The sequence below is a fragment of the Amycolatopsis sp. NPDC031561 genome (assembly GCF_055580625.1).
Window position 1 is genome coordinate 1 of record NZ_JBVILA010000023.1, and the last position, 20,579, is coordinate 20,579.

A 20,579-nucleotide genomic window follows, 5' to 3' on the forward strand; every position below is an offset into this window, starting at 1 on the left:
GGAACACCCGCTGCCACCCCTTCACCTGGACCAAAACCGCCGACGAAATCCTGCCCCACGCCACCCGTCAACGAACATCAGACGCGCGACACTAGTTGCGGTGGGTTCTCGTTCCCCAAATGTCAGGAAAGGGGCTTTCAGGACACTTTGCGTCCTGAAAGCCCCTTTCCTGACACTCAGCCCGGCACGCGAGTCGGCCCCGGCCGCGTTTAGTCCTCTAGATGCGGTGGGTCTCAGGGGTCCAGGTCGGCGCCGGTCAGCACCCGGCCCGGAAGCGGCTCGTTCGAGCCGTCGGCCCGCAGCCCGTCGATCATGATCCCGATGCAGCGCCGGGTCGCCATCCGCGCGATCTCCTCGCCCTTGCCCGGCATCTGCCGCAGCACGGTCGCGAACAGGATCGCCACGTCGCCGGTCGCGACGTCCGGCCGGAGCCGTCCCTCCGCCTGCGCTCCCCGCACGAAGGCCTCCATCACCAGGAGCAACTCGTCACGCAGGGCCTTGATCGCGGGGTCGCTCGTGAGGATCACCAGCGCGCGGGGCGACACCATCGCGAGCTGAATGCTCAACTGCAGTTCCATCGACTGGTGCAGCAGCCGGATCAGGGCGTCCCAGTCAGAGGACTCCTGGTCCTTCGCGGCCTTCGCGTCCCTGAGCACCCGATCGAAGTTGTCGACGGCGACCGCGCGGATCAGCGCGTCCCGGTCCGGGAAACGCCGGTAAAGAGTGCCGACGCCGACACCTGCCGAGCGCGCGATCTCCTCCATCGGGACCTCGGCGCCCTGGGCGGCGAAGATCGTTCTCGCGGCGGCCAGGATCTGATCCCGGTTCCGGCGCGCGTCGGCGCGCAAGCGGGTCTCGGGGTCGGCAGTCATGGTCCTCGCCTCTCGAAGGTCCTTCAGGGCCGTGATTCTCGCACGTAAGGGCGTGCCCTTCACGCTTCCCGGGAAACCACCCCTTCGCGAGTGGACGACCTGCCTCCACTTGAGTACCTTGGTGGCATAAGCGGAATGAAACCATCCGCATACGTTTTGGGGCCTCCTGTCCGATATCGCCCGAACCCACCCGACACCCCGGGGAAGGACAACCCGATGACTGACGTCGAGGAAACCACCGCAACCTTGCCGCTGGTACGCAAATGCCCGTTTTCGCCGCCTCCGGAATACGAGACGCTTCGCTCGGAAAATCCGGTTTCCCGGGTCGGCCTGCCGTCAGGCCAAACGGCGTGGGCGCTCACCCGGCTCGAAGACATCCGCGAAATGCTGAGCAGCCCGCATTTCAGTTCCGACCGGCTGGATCCGGCGTTCCCGATGATGGTCGCGCGTCAGATCCGGCGCGAGGACAAGCCGTTCCGCCCGTCCCTCATCTCGATGGACCCGCCGGAGCACAGCCGGGCCCGGCGCGACGTCGTCGGGGAATTCACGGTCAAGCGGATGAAGGCACTGCAGCCGCGAATCCAGCAGATCGTCGACGAACACCTCGACGCCCTGCTCGCGGGCCCCAAACCCGCCGATCTGGTCCAGGCACTCTCGCTCCCGGTTCCGTCGCTGGTCATCTGCGAACTGCTCGGTGTCCCCTATTCGGACCACGAGTTCTTCCAGGCCCGCAGCTCCAAGATGCTCAGCCGGGAGGTCAGCCCGGAAGACCGGCAAGCGGCGTTCGAGCAACTCGAGAACTATCTCGACGAACTCGTCACCAGGAAAGAAGCGAACGCCACCGAGGACGATCTTCTCGGCCGTCAAATCCTGAAGCAGCGGGAAGCGGGCGAAGGCGACCACGACGAACTCGTCAGCCTGGCGTTCCTGCTGCTCATAGCCGGTCACGAGACGACGGCGAACATGATTTCGCTCGGCACGGTGACCCTGCTGGAAAACCCCGAACAGCTGGCGAAGGTCAAGGCAGACCCGGACAAGACCCTCCCCGCGATCGAGGAACTCCTGAGGGTCTTCACCATCGCCGAGACGGCGACCTCACGCTTCGCCACGGCGGACGTCGAGATCGGCGGCACGCTCATCCGCGCAGGTGAAGGCGTCGTCGGCTTGAGCAACGCGGGCAACCACGACCCGGACGGGTTCGAGAACCCCGACTCCTTCGACATCGAACGCGGCGCGCGACACCACGTCGCGTTCGGGTTCGGCGTGCACCAGTGCCTCGGCCAGAACCTCGCGCGGATGGAACTCCAGATTGTTTTCGATACGCTGTTCAAGCGTATTCCGGGCATCCGGATCGCCGTTCCGGTCGACGAACTGCAGTTCAAGCACGATTCGACGATCTACGGCCTCCACGCCCTTCCGGTCACCTGGTAGGAGGAGCCATGAAGATCATCGCGGACACGGGCAAGTGCGTGGGCGCGGGCCAGTGCGTGCTCACCGACCCCGACCTGTTCGACCAGAGCGAGGACGACGGGACGGTCATCGTGCTGACCCCGGAGCCCGAAGGGGACGAGGCGGAGGAGAACGCACGCACGGCCGTGCACATCTGCCCCGGTCAGGCACTCTCGCTCGCTTAGCCGCTGGACTTGCGCTCCGGCCGCTTGAAGTACATGAAGGCCCCCTTCCTTGCGCCTAAGTACAGGAAGGGGGCCTTTACATACCTAGGCGGGGCCTTCACGGACCAGAGCCCGTCCGCGCCACTCACGAGGCGCTACTTGACCGCGCCCATCGAAAGGCCGCGCACCAGGTGGTTCTGCGCGATCCAGCCGACGATCATCACCGGCAGTGACGCGAGCAGGGCGGCCGCGGACAGCTGCGCCCAGTACAGCCCCTCGCTGGTGATGAACCCGACCAGGAACACCGGCACGGTCCCGGCCCGCGCGGCGGTGAGGTTGACCGAGTAGAAGAACTCGGTCCACGAGAAGATCACGCAGATCAGCGCGGTCGCGGCCACCCCGGGCGCGACGACCGGCATGATGATCTTCCGCAGCAGCACCGGCAGGGTCGCGCCGTCGATCCGGCCCGCTTCGATCATCTCGTGCGGCACTTCGAGGAAGAACGACCGCATCATCCAGATGGCCAGCGGCAGGTTCATCGACGTGTACAGGATGATCAGCGCCCACACGTTGTCCAGCAGCTGCGTGTTCTGCGAGATCACGTACAGCGGGATGATCGCCGCCACGATCGGCAGCATCTTCGTCGACAGGAAGAACCCGAGCGCGTTGCTCGTCCCCTTCACCGGCGCCAGCGACAGCGCGTACGCCGCCGGGATTCCCAGCAGCAGTACGAAAATCGTCGAAATGACGGTGACGAACGCCGAATTCGACAGGTACGGCAGGAATCCTCGTTCGAGCACCCCGGCGAACTGGTCGAGCGTCGGCGTGAAGAACAGCCGTGGCGGATCGGTGTAGGCGTCGGCCTCCTGCTTGAAGGCCGTCAGGATCATCCACAGCAGCGGGAACACGAACAGGATCGCGATCACCCAGGTCGCGACCGTCAGCGCGCCCGCGCCGAACCGGCCTTTCATTTCGCGCCTCCCTGCACCGAGAACGTGCGGAACATCAGCCGCAGCGCGAAGGTCGCGACGATCATCGTCAGGATCACGACGATCACGCCCATCGCGGACGACTGCCCGATGTCGAAACCTTGGAACGCCCGTTGATAGATGTAGAAGGGCAGGTTCGTGCTGGCCGTACCCGGACCGCCCTGTGTCATCAGGAAGATCGCGTCGAAGCTGTTCACGATGTAGATCGCGCCCAGCAGCGTCGCCAGCTGCAGGAACCGGCTCAGATGCGGCAACGTGATCGCGGTGAACGTCCGCCAGCGGCCAGCGCCGTCGACCGACGCGGCCTCCAGGACGTCCTTCGGCTGGCTCTGCAGCCCGGCCAGGATCAGCAGCATCATGAACGGCGTCCACTGCCAGACGACCTGGGCCATCACCGCCGCGAGCGGGAACTCCGAGAGCCAGTCGACGTCCGTGCCGAACACGAAGTGCAGCAACCCGTAGGTCGGGTCGAACATCGTCGTCTTCCACAGCAGCGCGCCCGCCGCGGGCAGGATCAAGAACGGCGTGATCAGCAGCGTCCGGACCACGCCGCGGCCGAGGAACTTGCGGTCCAGCAGGATCGCGAGCCCCAGTCCGAGCAACAGGGAGAAGAAGACGCAGACGACCGTCAGCACGACGGTGTTCAGCAGCGCCCCGAGGAACGTCGAGTCCGCGAAAACGTCGATGTAGTTCTGCAGTCCGACGAAATGCCGCGAACCCGGCCGCACCAGGTTCCACGACTGGAACGAGTAGAACACCGTCAGCACGAACGGCAACTGCGTCACCGCGACGACGAACAGCAGGGCGGGCAACAGCGGCAGTCGTCGTTTGAACGGCGTATCGGTGCCGCGTTTGGGCGGCGCCTTCTTGGTGTGGGCGGGTTCGGTGCGGGCAGGAGCGGAGATCGTGGACATCACTGCGCCTCCTGATACGACTTGCCGACGGTCTGCGCGTATTCCTGGGACTGCTTCAGCGCCTCGTCCACGGTGATCTGGCCCGCGATCGCCGCCGAAAGCTGCTGACTGACGCGAGTGCCGAGATCCTGGAACTCGGGGATGCCGACGAACTGGATCCCCGGGTAGGGCACCGGATTCGCCATCGCCTTCTGCTGGTTCGCGTCCGCGATCCCGTCCAGCGTCGGCTGCGCGTAGGCCTTGGCGGCCTCGCGGTACTGCGGGATGTCGTAGGTCGACTTCCGCACGCCCGGCGGGACGCGGTTCCAGTCGCCGAACTCCTTGGCGACCCGCTGCACGTAGGCCTTGTCGGTCATCCAGGCCATGAACTTGAAGGCGGCGTCCTTGTCCTTGGCGACCTTCGGGATCGCCAGCGCCCACGTGTAGAGCCAGCCGCTCGCCTGCGTCTTCTCCACCGGCGCCGGGGCGTAGCCGGACTTCCCGACGACCTTGCTCGCCGACGGGTCCTCGTTCGTGCCCGCCATGACCGTGGCGTCGTACCACATCGCGGCCTGGCCCTGGGTGTACCGCGTGCCGCATTCGGAGAAGCCCGCGCTCGACGCGCCGACCTCGCCGTGGTTCCGCACGAGGTTCACGTAGAACTCGGCGGCCGCCTTGAACTCGGGGCTGGTCAGCTTGGCGTTCCAGTCCTTGTCGAACCACTGCGCGCCGAAGGTGTTGGCGACCGTGGTGAACGGCGCGAGGCTCTCGCCCCAGCCCGGCTTTCCGCGCAGGCAGATCCCGGCGAGTCCCTTCGACTTGTCGTCGAGTTTCGCGGCGTACTCGGCGATCTGCGACCACGTCGGCTTGGCGGGCATGGTGATCCCGGCCTGCTCGAACAGGTCCTTCCGGTAGGCCAGGAACGACGACTCGCCGTAGAACGGCACCGCGTACATCGATCCGTTGTGCGACAGGGATTCCTTGATGCTCGGGATGAAGTCTGCCGAGTCGTACGCGGGGTTCGCCGCGATATGCGGCTCGAGGTTTTCGAGCCAGCCGTTCGCCGCCCACTGCGGGGCTTCGTAGTTGCTGATCATGACGACGTCGAATTCGCCGCCTTCGGTGGCCGTCGACGCGGTGATCTTCGCGCGTGCCTGGTTTTCGGGCAGCGACACGAACTTGAGGGTGACGCCGGGATTCGCCTTTTCGAACTCGCCGGAAAGCTCGATGGCGTCCTTCATCTGCGGGTTCGCGACGATCCCGACCACGAGCGTCCGGTCACCGGTCCCGAGCGCGCCCGCACCGGCGCAACCGGTGAGGGCCAGCGAGAGAACCGCGAGCAGAGCGACTGCTTTACGCACTTTCGCCTCCCGGTAAGACCTGCACCTTCAGGCCGGCGCCGCTGCGCATGAGGGCGAGCGCGTCGGGGTACTGCTCCAGCGGCAGCGTGTCGGTGAGCAGCGCGCCGGTGTCGACGGCGCCGTCGGCGACCAGATCGAGCGCGGCACCGAAGCTGTTCATGACGGCCATCGAGCCGACGACGGTGATTTCGTCGTTGTAGATCCGGAACGGCGAAAGTGCGACGCGTGCTTCGGCGGGCGCGACCCCGAAGACCAGCAAGCGGCCTCCGCGCTGGAGGGAGTCGAAGGCGGCTTCGATGGCGGGCGCGGCGCCGGTGCAGTCCGCGGCGGCGTCGAACTTCTCGTCGTCCAGATCCTTCACGTCACCGGCGACCGCGACAGCGCCGAGGTCCTTGGCACGGCCGAGGCGGGAGGTGTTGCGGTCGACCACCGTCACGTGGGCACCCGCACGCTGCAGCAACTGCTGCATGATCAGACCCATCGTGCCCGCGCCGACGACGAGGAACCGCTCCCCCGCCTCGACGCCGATCCGTCGCACGCCGTGGACCGCGCAGGAAACCGGCTCGACGAGCGCGCCCTGCTCCCAGGTCATCGTGTCCGGCATGCGGTAGCAGTTCGCCGACGGAACGGCGACGTACTCGGCGAAAGCACCGTTCACGGTGTCGCCGGTCGCGTTCCAGTTCTCGCAGAGGTTGCCGCGGCCGGACCGGCAGGGTTTGCAGTAGCCGCAGAACAAGGACGGGTCGACGGCCACCCGGTCGCCGACCTTCCAGCCGCCCGGCACGTCGGCGCCGAGTTCGACGATCTCGCCGGCGAACTCGTGGCCGGGGACGATCGGATAGGGCGTCGGCGGGAAATGCCCGTCGGCGATGTGGAGATCGGTCCCGCAGATCCCGCAGGCACCGACCTTGACGACGACCTGGCGATCCCCCGGTTTCGGATCGGGTACCTCGCCGACCCTGATCTCCCCGGGCTTGTCCACGATCGCGGCACGCATGCCAGCTCCTCTTCTCTCCGCTCATTTGAGCGGGACGGGCCTATGCTTCGGACTGCATGTTCAGGCATGGTGAACTTTTCCCTGGAGTTACGTCAACCTTTCGGGTAGATTTCGCGCTATAGTGCTCAAATGAGCGGGAAGAAGCAGGGGGCCGGCCTGGTGGAGTCACTGCGCCTGGCCGCGGTGGCGCGGCGGTTCTACGAGCAGGGCGCCTCGAAACTCGAGATCGCCGACGAGTTCGGCATCAGCCGGTTCAAGGTCGCCCGGATGCTCGACACGGCCAGGGAGAGCGGCATCGTCAAGGTCGAGTTCCGGCTGCCGGCGCCGGTCGATCTCGTCCTGTCCGAGGAGATCCGCGCCGCGTACCGGCTGGACCGGGTGCTCGTGCTCGAACGAGCGCCGGAACCGGAATCGCGCGAAGTGGCCCGGCGGAAGATCGGCACGCTCGCGGCCCGGCTCCTGACCGAGATCATCACTCCCGGCGACGTTCTCGGCCTGTCCTGGGCACGTTCCGTGAACGCGATGACCGAAGCGATCCAGTCGCTGCCGAAATGCCCGGTCGTGCAACTGTGCGGGGTGCAGGCGGGAATGGACATGCGGGACCGTTCGGTGGAGACGGTCAGCCGGGTCGCGTCGGTCTCCGGAGGGCAGGCGTACCCGATCTTCGGCCCGCTCGTCCTCCCCGACCGCCGCACCACCGAGACGCTGCGCAGGCAACCGGGGATCGCGGAAACCTTCGGGCAGTTCAAGAACCTGACCAAGGCCGTCGTCAGCATCGGCGCCTGGAAGCCCGAGGAATCGACGGTTTACGACGCGCTCGACGAAACGGAGCGGAGCGCCATAGCGAAACGAGGTGCCAAAGCCGAGGTTTCCGCGCGCCTGTTCGACGCCGACGGGACACCGATGTCGACCGGGCTGGCCCACCACGTGCTGGCCATAAGCGCCGAAGAACTCCTGGCGGTCCCCGAGGTGATCGCGCTGGGCTACACGGAGCCGAAGGCCGAAGCGATAGACGCCGTCCTGCGCTCCGGCATGGTCTCGACGCTGATCACCGACGCCGCCGCGGCCGTCCCGCTCCTCAAGCTGGCCGAGGCTCGCCCGCCCGCTTAGCCGCCTCGTCCTGCGCCGCCATCACGTCGTCACCGTGACGGAAGGCCCACTCCCCGAAGGCCTCGATGGGCGCCAGCAAGGTGGTCCCGAGGTCCGTCAGCGCGTACTCGACCTTCGCCGTCCGGCCACAGTCACGCCTGCTGACCAGGCCGTTGAACTCCAGCCGCCGGACAGTCTCCGTGAGCACCTTCGTACTGATCCCGCCGAGCCGTCGCCGCAGCTCGGCCGGGCGGAGCGCGCCGTCCCGCAGCGCCCAGAGGACGACGGGATTCCACGTGTTCGCCATCAGGTCGAAGGCCAGCCGGGCACGGCAATCGGCGAGGAAGACGTCGTCCATGGGACCTCCGGTAACCACTTGGTACCCGCGCGGCTTTCTACCGTCGTGCTGTAACTCGATCTTAGGGAGCGGCACAATGCGTATCGGTATTTTCGGCGCGGGCGGGATGGCGGAAGCGCTCGGGGGCCAGTGGGCCAAGGCCGGGCACGAGGTGACGGTCGCCGCGCGCGACCGGGCCAAGGCCGCCAAGATCTCCCCACACGTGGGGACCTGGGCGGAAACCGCCGCCGCGAGTGAGGTGATCCTGCTCGCCGTTCCCGCCGACGCGGTGACGCAGGTCGTTGCCGCCGCGGGGAACCTCGCCGGGAAGGTCCTGATCGACTGCACCAACGCGGTCGGCCCCGGCGCCGTGCTCACGGTGCCCGACCAGGCGGCGCGGATCGCCGCCGCCGCACCGGACTCGCACGTGGTCAAGGCGTTCAACCTGTGCCACGTGGACGTCTGGCGGATGACTCCGCCGGTGTTCGGCGGCCGTCCGCTGGCGGTGCCGATCTGCGGCGACAAGGTCGGCGAGGTGAGCGAGCTGGTCCGCGACATCGGGTGCACGCCGCTGAACGCCGGCGGGCTCGATCGGGCGCGGCTGATGGAGGCGACCATGGCGTTCATGGTCGGGCTGTGGTTCGACGGTCACGACGCTCAGGCCTGTTTCCCTCCCCTTCCGGCCTGATCTCAGGGTCGCCCCGGATGTGCCGGGCCGGGTGCGCGCGCGAATGTGTGCGGCATGGCGAAGAAAACCTGGCGACAGCTGACCGTTTGGCTGCACGTCGTCTCTTCGGTGGGCTGGATGGGACAGGCTTTGGCGCTGTTCACCCTCCTGGCGATCGGGCGCACCACCGACGACGGCGCGATCCGCGTCGCGGCGACGTCCATGGCGCACGAGATCGACTCGCTTCTCTTGGCGCCGCTCGCCAACGCGTCGGCCTTCACCGGCTTCATGCTCGCCGCGACGACGGCGTGGGGTTTCACCCGGCACTGGTGGGTGCTGGCGAAGTTCGTGATCACGCTCGTGCAGCTCTACGCCGGGATCTTCCTGCTGTCGGGCGCTTTGCGGGATTCCGTCGTGGCGGCACGGGCCGGTGATCCGGCGCCCGCGTCGGTGGCGCTGGTGGCGGGCACCGCGCTGATGGCGAGCGCGCTCGCGTTCCAGGCGTGGCTTTCGGTGGCGAAGCCGTGGGGCAAGGCCCGGACCGGTCCGAAACTGCCGACGGCGCCGACGTGGGTGTTCGTCGCCGCCGTCGCCGCGCCGCTCGCCGACATCACGGTGGGCCTGATGCTCGGGTACCCGTTGCCGGCGCTCTCGCTGATCGTGCTGATCGTGCGGCTGGTCCAGCGCCGCCGGGGGCTGAAGGACGCCTTCCCCTCATCTCACGCGGCGAAGGGCACTTTCCCCACATGACATGCGGGGAGAGTCCCCTTCAGCCCCCGAGCCGGTCCACCGCCGTGATCCGGATGACCGCCGCACCGGCTTCGTCCGAAGCCGCCAAGTCGACCTCCGCGCTGATCCCCCAGTCGTGATCGCCCGCCGGATCGTCGAAGATCTGCCGCAGTCGCCAGATCTCCGCCTCCTTCTCGATGATCAGCAGCTGCGGCCCGCGCGCGTCCGGCCCGATGCCGAGCGTTTCGTGCTCGTCGAAGTAGTCCTCGATGGCGTCTTCCCACGCGTCCGCGTCCCATCCCGACGCCGCGTCCAGTTCACCGAGCGCCCAGAAGGACCGCCGCGACGCCAGCTCGACCCGCCGGAACAGTTCGTTCCGCACGAGCACCCGGAAGGCCCGCTCGTTCCGCGTGACCGCGGGCGGTTCGGACGGCGGCCGGACCGAAACCGGACCCCCTTCTTCGGGATGCCGCAAGGCTTCCCATTCGTCCAGCAGGCTCGAGTCGACCTGGCGCACCAGTTCACCCAGCCATTCGATGAGGTCCTGCAGCCCCTCGGTCTTGGCCTCGTCGGGAACCGTGTGCCGGAGCGAGTCGTAGGTGTCGGTGAGATACCGCAGCACCAGCCCTTCCGAGCGGGCGAGCTGGTAGAACCCGATGTACTCGACGAAGTTCATCGCGCGCTCGTACATGTCGCGCACGACGGACTTCGGCTTGAGCTCGTAGTCGTCGACCCACGGATGTCCTTGCCGGTAACGGGAATACGCCGCTTCCAGCAGTTCCTCCAGCGGCTTCGGGTACGTGACGTTCTCGAGCAGTTCCATCCGCTCGTCGTACTCGATGCCTTCGGCCTTCATCGCCTGCACGGCCTCGCCGCGCGCCTTGAACTGCTGCTGCGAAAGCACCGGACGAGGATTGTCCACTGTGGATTCCACAATGGACACGACGTCGAGCGGATAGGACGGCGATTCGACGTCGAGCAGTTCGATCGCGGCCAGCGCGAACGGCGAAAGCGGCTGGTTCAGCGCGAAGTCGAACTGCAGGTCCACGGTGAGCCGGACGATCCGGCCCTGCTCGTCGGGTTCGTCGAGCCGTTCCACGACACCGGCCGCGAGCAACGCGCGGTAGATCGCGATCGCGCGCAGGATCAGTTTCCGCTGAGCGGGACGGTCAGAGTGGTTGTCCTCCAGCAGATGCCGCATCGAATCGAACGCGTTGCCCGGCCGGGAGACGACATTCAGCAGCATCGAGTGGCTGACGTGGAAGCTCGAAGTGAGCGGTTCCGGTTCGGCCGCGATCAGCCGGTCGAAGGTGCTCTCCGTCCAGTTGACGAATCCTTCGGGCGCCTTCTTGCGGACGATCTTCTTTTTCTTCTTGGGATCGTCGCCCGCCTTCTCCAGCGCCTTGGCGTTTTCGACGACGTGGTCCGGTGCCTGCACGACGACGTACCCGTCGGTGTCGTAGCCTGCCCGGCCCGCGCGTCCGGCGATCTGGTGGAACTCGCGCGCCTTGAGGTGCCGTTGCCGCACCCCGTCGTACTTCGTCAGCGCGGAGAAGACCACTGTGCGGATAGGTACGTTGATGCCGACGCCGAGCGTGTCGGTTCCGCAGATCACCTTCAGCAGCCCGGCTTGCGCGAGCTGTTCGACCAGGCGCCGGTACTTCGGCAGCATCCCGGCGTGGTGCACGCCGATACCGTGCCGGACCAGCCGCGACAGCGTCTTCCCGAACCCGGCGGCGAAGCGGAAATCACCGAGCAGCTCGGCGATGGCCTCCTTTTCCGCCTTGGTGGTGACGTTGATGCTCATCAGCGTCTGCGCGCGCTCGATGGCCGCCGCCTGCGAGAAGTGCACGACGTAGACCGGCGACTGACCGCCGTTGAGCAGCTCGGACATCGTCTCGTGCAACGGCGTCAGCGCGTAGCGGAAGGTGAGCGGCACGGGCCGCTCCGCCGAAGTGACCACCGCGGTCGGCCGCCCGGTCCGGCGGGTGAGGTCCTTCTCGAAGAACGAGACGTCGCCGAGTGTCGCCGACATCAGCACGAACTGCGCCTTCGGCAGTTCCAGCAGCGGCACCTGCCACGCCCAGCCGCGGTCGGGCTCGGAGTAGAAGTGGAACTCGTCCGCGATGACCTGGCCGACCGGCGCGTCGGCACCGAACCGCAACGCCATGTTCGCCAGGATTTCCGCCGTGCAGCAGATGATCGGCGCGTCGGCGTTCACCGCGGAGTCGCCGGTCATCATGCCGACGTTCTCCGGGCCGAAGATCTCGATGAGCTGGAAGAACTTCTCCGAGACGAGAGCCTTGATCGGGGCCGTGTAGTAGCTGCGGCGGCCGTACGCGAGCGCGGTGAAGTGGGCCCCGACGGCGACCAGGCTCTTCCCGGACCCCGTCGGCGTCGACAGGATCAGGTTCGCGCCGGAGACCACTTCGATGATGGCCTCCTCCTGCGCGGGGTACAGCTCTAACCCGCGCTCGGCCGTCCAGGTGGAGAAGGCTTCGAACAGCGAGTCGGGGTCGGGATCCGCAGGCAGGAGGTCTGTAAGAGTCATCAGAGGACCTATCGTGCCATCCGTTGGTCGCTTCTTGCCCAGGGGTGATCGCGCCCATCGGTGGAAACCCGTAGGCTTCGCGGTACCGCGCACCCACCGGGCATGACATCATCCGGCCGCGCGTACACAGGCGGTAATCCGAGAGGGCTAAGGAATGGCACAGGACATCATCCCGATCGAACTCGGCCTGCCACAGGGTGACGTCGTCACTCTCTGGGCGCCGCGCTGGCGGGAAGACGGCGAGGAGTGGGAAGCCTTCCTCGGCGACGAGGAAGACCTGTACGCCTTCCCCGACGCCGCGCATCTCGCCGCATTCGTGCGGACTTCGGAGCAGCACGACCTGCTCGACCACCCCGCGTGGGAGGTCGTACCGGCGCTGAACGTCCCCGAGCTGATCCCGGACGACGACCACACCTACGACCTGGTGGGCGTCCCCGAGCTCGTCGCCGAGAAGCCGGACCAGTGGACGCTGGGCGAGCTGGCCGAGATCATCGGCATCGTGCGTTCGCTCGCGGACGTGTGCGAGCTCGAAGACGTCCACGAGGTCCTGGACGCGCACGAGAGCTTCTCGCTGCTGGATCAGGGCACGCTGCCCTTCTCCGGCCGCGACGGCGAGCGCCTCTGGGCCGACCTCTCGCAGGCTGTCTCCGAGAAGTGGGACATCGTGCTCGACGCGATCGACGGTCTCGTGACCGCACCCGACGTCGACGAGAAGCTGCTGGAGCAGACGGCGGAGGAGCTCGCGACCTTCCTCGCGGAATCCGCCGAAGCCGAGGCCGCCGCCGCTGACGACGAGGACCTCGAAGACGTCGACGCGGACGATGACGAGGAAGACGACGAGCCCGTCGGCTTCTGGGGCGAGGTCGGCATCGACCCGATCAAGATCATCACCTCCGGCGCCGAGTACTACACCCTGCGCTGCTACCTCGACGACAAGCCGATCTTCCTCGGCAGCGAAGGCGAGATCGACGTCTTCTCCTCCGAGAAGGCCCTGATCCGCGCGATCGCGGACGGCAAGGAGCTGGCGGACAACGATCTCTCCCAAGTGTCCACTTGGGACGAGGTGACCACGAAGGCCACCGCGGGCGAGCTCGAGATCGAGGTCGACACCGAGAACACCTACGTGCTGACCGGGATCGCCGACGACATCGCCGAAGGCCCCGAGGCGATCGACCCGACACAGCTGGAGTTGGCCGTCGAGCTGATCACCGACGCCGCCGAGTGGGCCGAGGACGACAGCGTCGAAACCGCGCTGGCCGCCAACGAAAGCCTGGGCTGGCTGGTGTCGTTCGTGCTGCGGCCGGACCCCACGCGCCTCGAGCCGAGTGCCCCGTTCGACGCCGAGCAGTCCGAGTGGCGCAAGCTCGTCGAGACCTTCGAGAACCGCCTCACGGTCGTCTGATCCACCAGCGAAAGGGCCCCTCAGGTTCGTCCTGAGGGGCTCTTTTCGTCTTTGACGGGTACCAGCGCCACGGCCAGCACCGGGAAGACCGCGGCCACGCAGAAGGCCAGCGCGTACCGCGAATCGCCGATGACGAGGCCCAGCATCGGCGGGGTCAGGGCGGCGGCGATGTTCTGGCCGGTGTTCTGCGTGCCCATCGCCCGGCCCGCCCACGCGAGCCCGGCCATCTCCGCCGACGCGGTGAAGCCGAGTCCGTTGTCGGACACGGTGATCACCGCGGCCAGGACGAGCGCGAGCAACACCAGCCACGGGCCCGTCGCGTCCCCGACGGCGACGAGGAGCATGACCGCGGCGCTCGCGACCGCGAGTTGTCGCATCGGCCGCAACCGGCTGCCGACGCGGTCGGACCAGCGGCCCGACACGAGCCTGCCCAGCGCGCCGAGGATCTGGACGGCGCCGACGAACCAGCCCGCCGACGCGGCCGTCCAGTGATGCATGGTCACCAGGTACACCGGCGTGAACGCGGAGACCGTGAACTGCGGGACGACGAGCAACGCACTCGCGCCGTGGACCCGCCACAACGCCGGCTTCCGGTACGGCGACGGTGGCTTCTCCCCCGTGCCCGCTCCGGTCTCCGGACGCGGCGGGTCGACCAGCAGCCAGGCGACGAGCAGCGCGACGACGATCGCGGCCAGCGCGGGCAGCATGAGCGAGACCTGGAAGCCCCAGCGATCCGCGAGCGGCGGGAGGCCGAACGCGGCGACGCCCACCCCGAGCGGCTGGGCCATCTGGCGGATGCCCATCGCGAAGCCCCGTTCGGCCGGGCCGAACCAGCCGAGGACGGCCCGGCCGCTCGCGGCGTTCACTGACGCGGTGCTCGCACCGGCGAGCAGGAACACTCCAAAGAGGATCCCGAGCGAGTGGTCACCGGCGGCCGCGTACACGAGGAGTAACCCCGAGACGCCCAGTCCGAGGGCCATTACCAAACGCTCTCCGTAACGGTCCGCGGCCGCACCCCACAGGATCAAGGTGAACAACAGACCAAGACTCGGCGCCGCGACCACCGTTCCCGCTTCAGCGAGGCTGAGACCCTCCGCGCGCTGCATGGACGGCACCAGGAACGGGATCCCGTAGAGGAACGAACAGCTCGCGGTCTGCGCGGCGAGGCCGAGCGCGAGGATGAGCCAGCGTCGTTTTCCGCCGATCCCCACGTCCACGACCTGCGCCATCATCGCCACCGTTTCACTATTTGGGAAAGTTCTCCTATATAGTGAAATATAGTTGGCTATGCTAACGAACGCAAGGACGCGTAGCCGGGCTTGATGACCGTGTTGATGATGTCGAGCCGCTGGTCGAAATCGAGGAACGCGGATTTCATCGCATTGATGGTGAACCACTCGAGATCGGCCAGCCCGAAGCCGAAGGCCTCGGCCAGCGCGGCGAATTCGCTGGTCATCGAGCAGCCGCTCATCAGCCGGTTGTCGGTGTTGACGGTGACCCGGAAGCGCAGCCGGGCGAGCAGGCCGATGGGATGCTCGCCGAGCGAGCGCACCGCTCCCGTCTGGACATTGGACGTGGGGCAGATCTCCAGCGGGATCCGGCGGTCGCGGACGTAGGCGGCCAACCGTCCCAAATGGACCGTGCCGTCACTGTCGGTCTTGATGTCGTCGACGATGCGCACACCGTGGCCGAGCCGCTCCGCGCCGCAATGCTGAATCGCCTCCCAAATGGACGCCAGCCCGAACGCCTCCCCGGCATGAATGGTGAAATGCGCATTATTCGTCCGCAGAAACTCGAATGCGTCGAGATTTCTGGTAGGCGGAAATCCGTCTTCCGGTCCGGCGATGTCGAACCCGACCACGCCGGCGTCGCGGTAGCGGATGGCGAGACCGGCGATCTCGAGCGCGCGGGCGTGCTGACGCATCGCGCAGAGCAACGTCCCGACCCGGATCCGGCCGCCCGCGGCCGCCACTCTCCGTTCACCTTCCGCGAACCCGGCCTGAATAGCCTCGACCACCGCATCGAGTGACAGTCCGCGTTCGACGAAGAGTTCGGGGGCGTAGCGCACCTCGGCGTAGACGACCCCGTCGGCGGCGAGGTCTTCGACCGCTTCGGCGGCCACTCTGACCAGCGCTTCCTCGGTCTGCATCACGCCGCAGGTATGCGCGAACGTCTCAAGGTACGAGACGAGAGAGCCGGAATCAGCGGCGTCGCGGAACCATCGGCCGAGTTCGACGGGATCGCCGGTGGGCAAGGCGGTGTACCCGGTCAGGTCGGCGAGTTCGGCGACCGTGCCGGGACGCAAGCCGCCGTCCAGGTGGTCGTGCAGGAGGACCTTGGGAGCGCGGTTCAGTACCGCCTCCGGGATGCGGGAACTGGTGCTTTCAGAGGACATACGTAACGGTAACCAGGCTGTCATTCCCCTACATGGAGGTAACTCTCCAGCTCCGGTTAACCCTCAGCTTTGTCGATCACGGGCTGAATCGGCCATCAGGGGCAGAGCTCGGCATTGTCCGATACCCGGGGGCCATACGCACAGCAATTTCGCAATGGATAAGCTTCACGTCACGTCCCTCCCATTTCCCCGCCCACGAAGGACACCGCAGTGACCACTGACAACCACATTGCAGCCCCGTCCTTCGACCGGATGCGCAACATGCTGGTGCGCGCGGCCGAAGTGCGTGAGAGCGAACAGCAGCAGATCTTCGACGCGCTCGACGACATCTACGCACGTCTGGCGCCGGTCGACTCGCTCGGCGCGGTCCGCAAGCGCCTCTCGGAGATGCCCGACCGCACCGAGACCAGCGTGCTCGCCGAGCGCCTCGACGAGACCATGTCGCGGCTCGAAGCGCAGGACACCGCGATCGCCGCGCTGACCCGCGCCGTCGAAAGCATCGTCGACAAGCTCGCCAAGCCCTTCGCCCAGCTCGACGGCCGCCTCGACGGCATGGCCGCGAAGTTCGAAGGCGTCGCCGGCCGGATGGACGGGCTCGAGGACAAGCTCCAGAACATCCACCGTCGTCTCGACGAGCTCGGCTCGCACCTGGACAAGCAGGACGTGAAGACCGACTCGCTGCCCCAGTCCGTGATCGGCCCGGTGCGCGAGCGCGTCGAGCAGGCCGAGTCGGTCCTGCGCGACCGCGTCGACACCGTCGACCGCGAGCTGCGCACCCGCGTCGAGAACCTCGACAAGGCCACCAAGGAAAGCCTCACCGCGAACACCGAGGCGCTGAAGACCGCGCTGACCGAGACCGGCGAGATGATCGACGCCTCGGAGCGCCTCGACGGCCTCGGCGACCGCCTCGAGAAGGTCACCTCGCGGCTCGACGACCTGGCCGAGCGGCTCGACAAGGTCGAGGACGGCTTCACCGGGCGCCTCGGCGACCTCGACGGCTCGATCCGCAGTGGTCTGTCGAAGGTCGAGAGCACGCTGCAGAAGCAGCCGGACACCGACTCGGTCGACACCCTGGTGCGCAAGAGCAACGACGAGTCCGTGCGCCGCATCGGCGGTCAGCTGGACGAGGCCATGGCGACCTTCGCGGAGCTGATGCTCGGCGGTGGCCCGGCCGTGCAGCAGATCTCGCCGCCGCCGCCCGCCCCGCGTCAGCCGCGCCGCAGCTCGCGCAACGGCCGGGCGCCCAAGGCGGCCGACGCCAAGGCCAAGGCCGACGGCACCGACGAGACCACCGACTGACGTCTCTCCCCTCCCGCGTTTCGTCCTCTAGTTGCGGTCGTTCGCACTACGCACTTCCGCACCCAGAGGACTACACGCGGCGGTCTCTCCCCCTTAAGCGCGTGAAGGCCCCCTTCCCTCGGCTGTGTTCTTGAGTGACCAGCCGAGGGAAGGGGGCCTTCACGCTGTCACGGCCGCTTCGGGACCCAACGCGTCGCCTTTAGCGGGCAAATCGCGATCCGGTGGCCGCGTTTCGTCCTCTAGTTGCGGTAGTGCGTAATGCCAACTACCGCAACCAGAGGACGAAACGCGACAGGATGCGTGCCCCGCGGGCCGGATCGCGTTTAGCGGGCTAAACGCGATCCGGCCGGGCGGGGTGACCGGAAGTACGGCGGGGCGTTTAGTCCTCTAGTTGCGGTAGTTGCGCGTGCATGGATCGCAACTAGAGGACGAAACGCGGTCAGGAGGGGCGCACGGTCTCCAGGACGAGCGGAGCGGAGGCCGGGGCCTCGGAGCTGACCGCGTAGGCGTCAGCGAGCGCAGCGAGAGCCGAAGGAACCGCATCAGGCGTATCCGTGTGCAGCTCCAGCAGCGGCTGCCCGGCCACCACCTCGTCGCCCGGCTTCGCCAGGCACAGCACGCCCGCCGCGGCCTGCACCGGATCCTCCTTGCGCGCCCGCCCGGCCCCGAGCCGCCAAGCGGCGACCCCGACCGAGTAAGCGTCCAGGGAAGACAAAACACCATCCGCGGGCGCCTCGACGACATGCACGTGCCGAGGCCGCGGCAGCGCGGCCTCCGGATCCCCGCCCTGAGCGGCGATCATCCGGCACCAAGTCTCGTACGCCCGCCCGGAAGCGAGCACCGCGGCCGGGTCCACATCGGACAGACCTGCCAGCGCCAGCATCTCCCTGGCCAAAGCCACGGTCAGCTCGACGACGTCCGCCGGGCCACCGCCGCGCAGCACCTCGACCGACTCCGCGACCTCGATCGCGTTGCCGACGGCGTATCCCAAGGGCACGTTCATGTCCGTGATCAGCGCCGTCGTCGCGACGCCGTGCGCGGTCCCGATCTCGACCAGCGTCCGCGCGAGTTCCCGAGCCTGCGGAAGCGTCTTCATGAACGCGCCCGACCCGGTCTTCACATCCAGGACTAGCCCGGCCGAGCCTTCCGCGATCTTCTTGCTCATGATCGAGCTCGCGATCAGCGGGATCGACTCCACCGTCGAAGTCACGTCCCGCAGCGCGTACAGCTTCTTGTCCGCGGGAGCCAGCCCGGACGTCGCCGCGCAGACCACCGCGCCGACCTCGTCCAGCTGCCGGATGATCTCGGACGTCGACAAAGCGGCACGCCAGCCCGGAATCGACTCCAGTTTGTCCAGCGTCCCGCCGGTGTGCCCGAGCCCGCGCCCGGACAGCTGCGGCACGGCCGCCCCGCAAGCCGCCACGAGCGGCGCCAGCGGGAGCGTGATCTTGTCGCCGACACCGCCCGTCGAATGCTTGTCGATCGTCGGGCGGCTGACCTTCAGGTCCAGCCGCTCCCCCGACTCGATCATCGCGCCGGTCCAGCGCGCGATCTCGCCGGAGTCCATCCCTCGCAGGAAGATGGCCATCGCGAGCGCGGCCATCTGTTCCTCGGCGATGTCGCCGCGCGTGTACGCGTCGATGGTCCAGTCGATCTGCTCGTCGCTGAGCCGCCCGCCGTCCCGCTTCGCCCGGATGACGTCGACGGCGGCGAACGCGCTCACTTGTTCTCCGGCAGGTCGTCGGGCCCGAACGCGTCCGGCAGCACCGCCGACATCGGCAGGATGCCGCTGGGAGTGTCCACAAGGCACTCCGCGCCGCCGTGCTCGAACAGGATCTGACGGCAGCGCCCGCACGGCATCAGCAGATCACCGGCGCCGCTGCGGCACGCGACGGCGACGAGCTTGCCGCCGCCGGTCAGCCGCAGCTGCCCCGCCATCGTGCATTCCGCGCACATTCCCAAGCCGTACGAAGCGTTTTCGACGTTGCAGCCGACGACGACCCGGCCGTCGTCCACCACACCCGCGACACCGACGTGCAGCCCCGAGTAAGGCGCGTACGCCGACTTCGCCGCTTCAACAGCTTGAGCCCGCAACGCTTCCCAGTCGTACTCAGTCATGTCAGTCCTCCCCTCGCCGGTACAGCGCGCCGTCCGCCTTGGGCGGCCGCAGCCGCTGCGAGGCCACCGCGAGCACGATCAGCGTCACGAAGTGCGCGGTGTACGGGATGAGGTCGCTGGACAGGTCGTCGTTGGTCCAGTAGATCGCGTACAGCAGACCCGCGCCGGCGACACCGAGCGCGGAAGCGATCCACTGACGGCGGAACAACTGCACGACCACGATCACGGCGAGCAGGATCACCGCGCCGTACAGCAGCGCGAGCACCGCGGTACCGCCACCGGAAAGCTGGAGACCGTCCGCGTAGCCGAACAGCGCCGCGCCGCCGAGCAGGCCGCCCGGCCGCCAGTTGCCGAAGATCATCGCCGCGAGACCGATGTAACCGCGGTTGTTGGTCTGGTTCTCCAGGTAGTCCGCCCCGCCGGCGAGCAGCACGAGCGACGCGCCACCCATCCCGGCCAGCCCGCCGGAGATGATCATGGCGACGTACTTGTGCGCGTAGACGTTGACGCCGAGGGACTCGGCCGCGACCGGGTTCTCACCGCAGGACCGCAGCCGCAGGCCGAACCGCGTGCGCCACAGCACGAAATAGCTGATCGGGACCAGTGCGATCGCGATCATCGTCAGCGGCGCGACCTCGGTGATCAACCCGTTGACGACCCCGGCGAGGTCGGAGAGGAAGACACGCTGCATCTTCTCCAGATCCGAGAGCCAGTCCGAGAGGAACGTCGCCGAGTAGGTGTCGAACTTCGGGACCGGCGGCGACTGGCGAGGGTTCCCCGAAAGCGGGGTGAACACCAGGTTCGCGAGGTACTTCGCGACGCCGAGACCGAGCAGGTTGATCGCCACACCGGAGACGATGTGGTTGACGTTGAAGGTCACCGTCGCGACGGCGTGCAGCAGGCCGCCGAGCGCGCCGAACACGACGGCCGCGAGCAGCCCGGCCCATACCCCGCCGTAGAAGGCGCCCCAAGCGGCGCCCCACGTGCCGAGGATCATCATGCCTTCGAGGCCGATGTTGATCACGCCCGCGCGTTCGGCCCAGAGGCCGCCGAGCGCGCACAGCAGGATCGGCAGCGCCAGCCGCAGCGCGGTGTGCGCGGTGTTGGTCGAGGTCAGCGTGTTGACGCCGGTGGCGTACGAAGCGGCCGAAAGCACGCCGATCGCCAGCAGACCCCAGATGGCACCCTTGGCCCAGCCCGGAATGCGACGCTTCTGCCTCTTCACCGGCATGGTCGTCCCGCCCGCGTTGGACGACAGAACATCCGT

Annotated in this window: 19 protein-coding genes; 7 read left to right on the forward strand and 12 right to left on the reverse strand. The window is 67.6% G+C overall.

Annotated elements, in window-relative coordinates:
• Positions 1–233: 233 nt before the first annotated feature.
• Entirely contained in the window at positions 234–872 is a 639-nt protein-coding gene (locus ACZ5IK_RS33800) for a TetR/AcrR family transcriptional regulator (protein ID WP_101612326.1), read from the reverse strand.
• Positions 873–1,088: 216 nt separating this feature from the next.
• On the opposite strand from ACZ5IK_RS33800, the gene ACZ5IK_RS33805 reads away from it, so the two are divergent.
• Together ACZ5IK_RS33805 and ACZ5IK_RS33810 are read left to right on the forward strand one after the other, a co-directional pair.
• Entirely contained in the window at positions 1,089–2,303 is a 1,215-nt protein-coding gene (locus tag ACZ5IK_RS33805; RefSeq protein WP_465491431.1) for a cytochrome P450, read from the forward strand.
• Positions 2,304–2,311: 8 nt separating this feature from the next.
• Positions 2,312–2,506 carry a ferredoxin gene (locus ACZ5IK_RS33810; protein ID WP_101612324.1) on the forward strand — a complete coding sequence of 65 codons (195 nt, stop codon included), beginning with the start codon at positions 2,312–2,314 and terminating at the stop codon, positions 2,504–2,506.
• Between the two features lie 134 nt (positions 2,507–2,640).
• Here ACZ5IK_RS33810 and ACZ5IK_RS33815 read toward each other — a convergent pair whose 3' ends face one another.
• The 4 genes from ACZ5IK_RS33815 to ACZ5IK_RS33830 are packed head-to-tail and all read right to left on the reverse strand — an operon-like array spanning position 2,641 to position 6,725.
• Positions 2,641–3,456 carry a carbohydrate ABC transporter permease gene (locus ACZ5IK_RS33815; RefSeq protein ID WP_410663058.1) on the reverse strand — a complete coding sequence of 272 codons (816 nt, stop codon included), beginning with the start codon at positions 3,454–3,456 and terminating at the stop codon, positions 2,641–2,643.
• Complete coding sequence (locus tag ACZ5IK_RS33820; RefSeq protein ID WP_101612322.1) at positions 3,453–4,388, reverse strand: carbohydrate ABC transporter permease; 936 nt, start codon at positions 4,386–4,388, stop codon at positions 3,453–3,455. The genes ACZ5IK_RS33815 and ACZ5IK_RS33820 overlap by 4 nt, the downstream gene beginning before the upstream one ends.
• Positions 4,388–5,728, reverse strand: coding sequence for an ABC transporter substrate-binding protein (locus ACZ5IK_RS33825; RefSeq protein WP_410663057.1), 1,341 nt, complete (start codon positions 5,726–5,728; stop codon positions 4,388–4,390). Before ACZ5IK_RS33825 ends, ACZ5IK_RS33820 begins: the two co-directional genes overlap by 1 nt.
• Positions 5,721–6,725: a zinc-dependent alcohol dehydrogenase family protein gene (locus ACZ5IK_RS33830; RefSeq protein WP_410604557.1), complete on the reverse strand. Its 1,005-nt coding sequence runs from the start codon at positions 6,723–6,725 to the stop codon at positions 5,721–5,723. The genes ACZ5IK_RS33825 and ACZ5IK_RS33830 overlap by 8 nt, the downstream gene beginning before the upstream one ends.
• Positions 6,726–6,854: 129 nt before the next feature.
• Here ACZ5IK_RS33830 and ACZ5IK_RS33835 point away from each other — a divergent pair, with 129 nt between their 5' ends.
• Positions 6,855–7,835: a sugar-binding transcriptional regulator gene (locus tag ACZ5IK_RS33835; protein ID WP_465491432.1), complete on the forward strand. Its 981-nt coding sequence runs from the start codon at positions 6,855–6,857 to the stop codon at positions 7,833–7,835.
• Here the strand turns inward: ACZ5IK_RS33835 and ACZ5IK_RS33840 are convergent.
• A complete protein-coding gene (locus ACZ5IK_RS33840; protein WP_465491433.1) occupies positions 7,804–8,172 on the reverse strand; it encodes a winged helix-turn-helix transcriptional regulator in 369 nt (122 codons plus the stop codon). The genes ACZ5IK_RS33835 and ACZ5IK_RS33840 overlap by 32 nt on opposite strands.
• Positions 8,173–8,248: 76 nt before the next feature.
• Between ACZ5IK_RS33840 and ACZ5IK_RS33845 the strand changes: the two genes are divergently transcribed.
• Entirely contained in the window at positions 8,249–8,839 is a 591-nt protein-coding gene (locus ACZ5IK_RS33845) for an NADPH-dependent F420 reductase (RefSeq protein ID WP_465491434.1), read from the forward strand.
• Positions 8,840–8,893: 54 nt separating this feature from the next.
• Positions 8,894–9,568, forward strand: coding sequence for a hypothetical protein (locus tag ACZ5IK_RS33850; RefSeq protein ID WP_465491435.1), 675 nt, complete (start codon positions 8,894–8,896; stop codon positions 9,566–9,568).
• A gap of 19 nt (positions 9,569–9,587) precedes the next feature.
• Here ACZ5IK_RS33850 and ACZ5IK_RS33855 read toward each other — a convergent pair whose 3' ends face one another.
• Complete coding sequence (locus ACZ5IK_RS33855; RefSeq protein ID WP_465491436.1) at positions 9,588–12,098, reverse strand: DEAD/DEAH box helicase; 2,511 nt, start codon at positions 12,096–12,098, stop codon at positions 9,588–9,590.
• A gap of 154 nt (positions 12,099–12,252) precedes the next feature.
• On the opposite strand from ACZ5IK_RS33855, the gene ACZ5IK_RS33860 reads away from it, so the two are divergent.
• Positions 12,253–13,500: a primosomal protein gene (locus ACZ5IK_RS33860; protein WP_465491437.1), complete on the forward strand. Its 1,248-nt coding sequence runs from the start codon at positions 12,253–12,255 to the stop codon at positions 13,498–13,500.
• A 20-nt stretch (positions 13,501–13,520) separates the two neighbouring features.
• On the opposite strand, the gene ACZ5IK_RS33865 is transcribed toward ACZ5IK_RS33860, so the two are convergent.
• Together ACZ5IK_RS33865 and ACZ5IK_RS33870 are read right to left on the reverse strand one after the other, a co-directional pair.
• Positions 13,521–14,729 carry an MFS transporter gene (locus ACZ5IK_RS33865; RefSeq protein WP_465491438.1) on the reverse strand — a complete coding sequence of 403 codons (1,209 nt, stop codon included), beginning with the start codon at positions 14,727–14,729 and terminating at the stop codon, positions 13,521–13,523.
• 56 nt (positions 14,730–14,785) lie between these two features.
• Complete coding sequence (locus ACZ5IK_RS33870) at positions 14,786–15,895, reverse strand: adenosine deaminase (protein WP_465491439.1); 1,110 nt, start codon at positions 15,893–15,895, stop codon at positions 14,786–14,788.
• A gap of 210 nt (positions 15,896–16,105) precedes the next feature.
• Here ACZ5IK_RS33870 and ACZ5IK_RS33875 point away from each other — a divergent pair, with 210 nt between their 5' ends.
• The gene (locus ACZ5IK_RS33875) at positions 16,106–17,194 is read left to right on the forward strand and encodes a PA containing protein (RefSeq protein ID WP_101612312.1); all 1,089 of its coding nucleotides are present in this window, start codon (positions 16,106–16,108) and stop codon (positions 17,192–17,194) included.
• Positions 17,195–17,633: 439 nt separating this feature from the next.
• Here the strand turns inward: ACZ5IK_RS33875 and ACZ5IK_RS33880 are convergent, their stop codons facing one another.
• From ACZ5IK_RS33880 to ACZ5IK_RS33890, 3 genes are read right to left on the reverse strand one after another with little or no spacing between them, the layout of a single operon-like run.
• The gene (locus tag ACZ5IK_RS33880; protein ID WP_465491440.1) at positions 17,634–18,917 is read right to left on the reverse strand and encodes a thymidine phosphorylase; all 1,284 of its coding nucleotides are present in this window, start codon (positions 18,915–18,917) and stop codon (positions 17,634–17,636) included.
• Complete coding sequence (locus ACZ5IK_RS33885; RefSeq protein ID WP_465491441.1) at positions 18,914–19,312, reverse strand: cytidine deaminase; 399 nt, start codon at positions 19,310–19,312, stop codon at positions 18,914–18,916. The genes ACZ5IK_RS33880 and ACZ5IK_RS33885 overlap by 4 nt, the downstream gene beginning before the upstream one ends.
• A gap of 1 nt (position 19,313) precedes the next feature.
• Positions 19,314–20,543, reverse strand: a complete 1,230-nt coding sequence (locus tag ACZ5IK_RS33890) for an ABC transporter permease (protein ID WP_465491547.1) — start codon at positions 20,541–20,543, stop codon at positions 19,314–19,316.
• Positions 20,544–20,579: the final 36 nt, after the last annotated feature.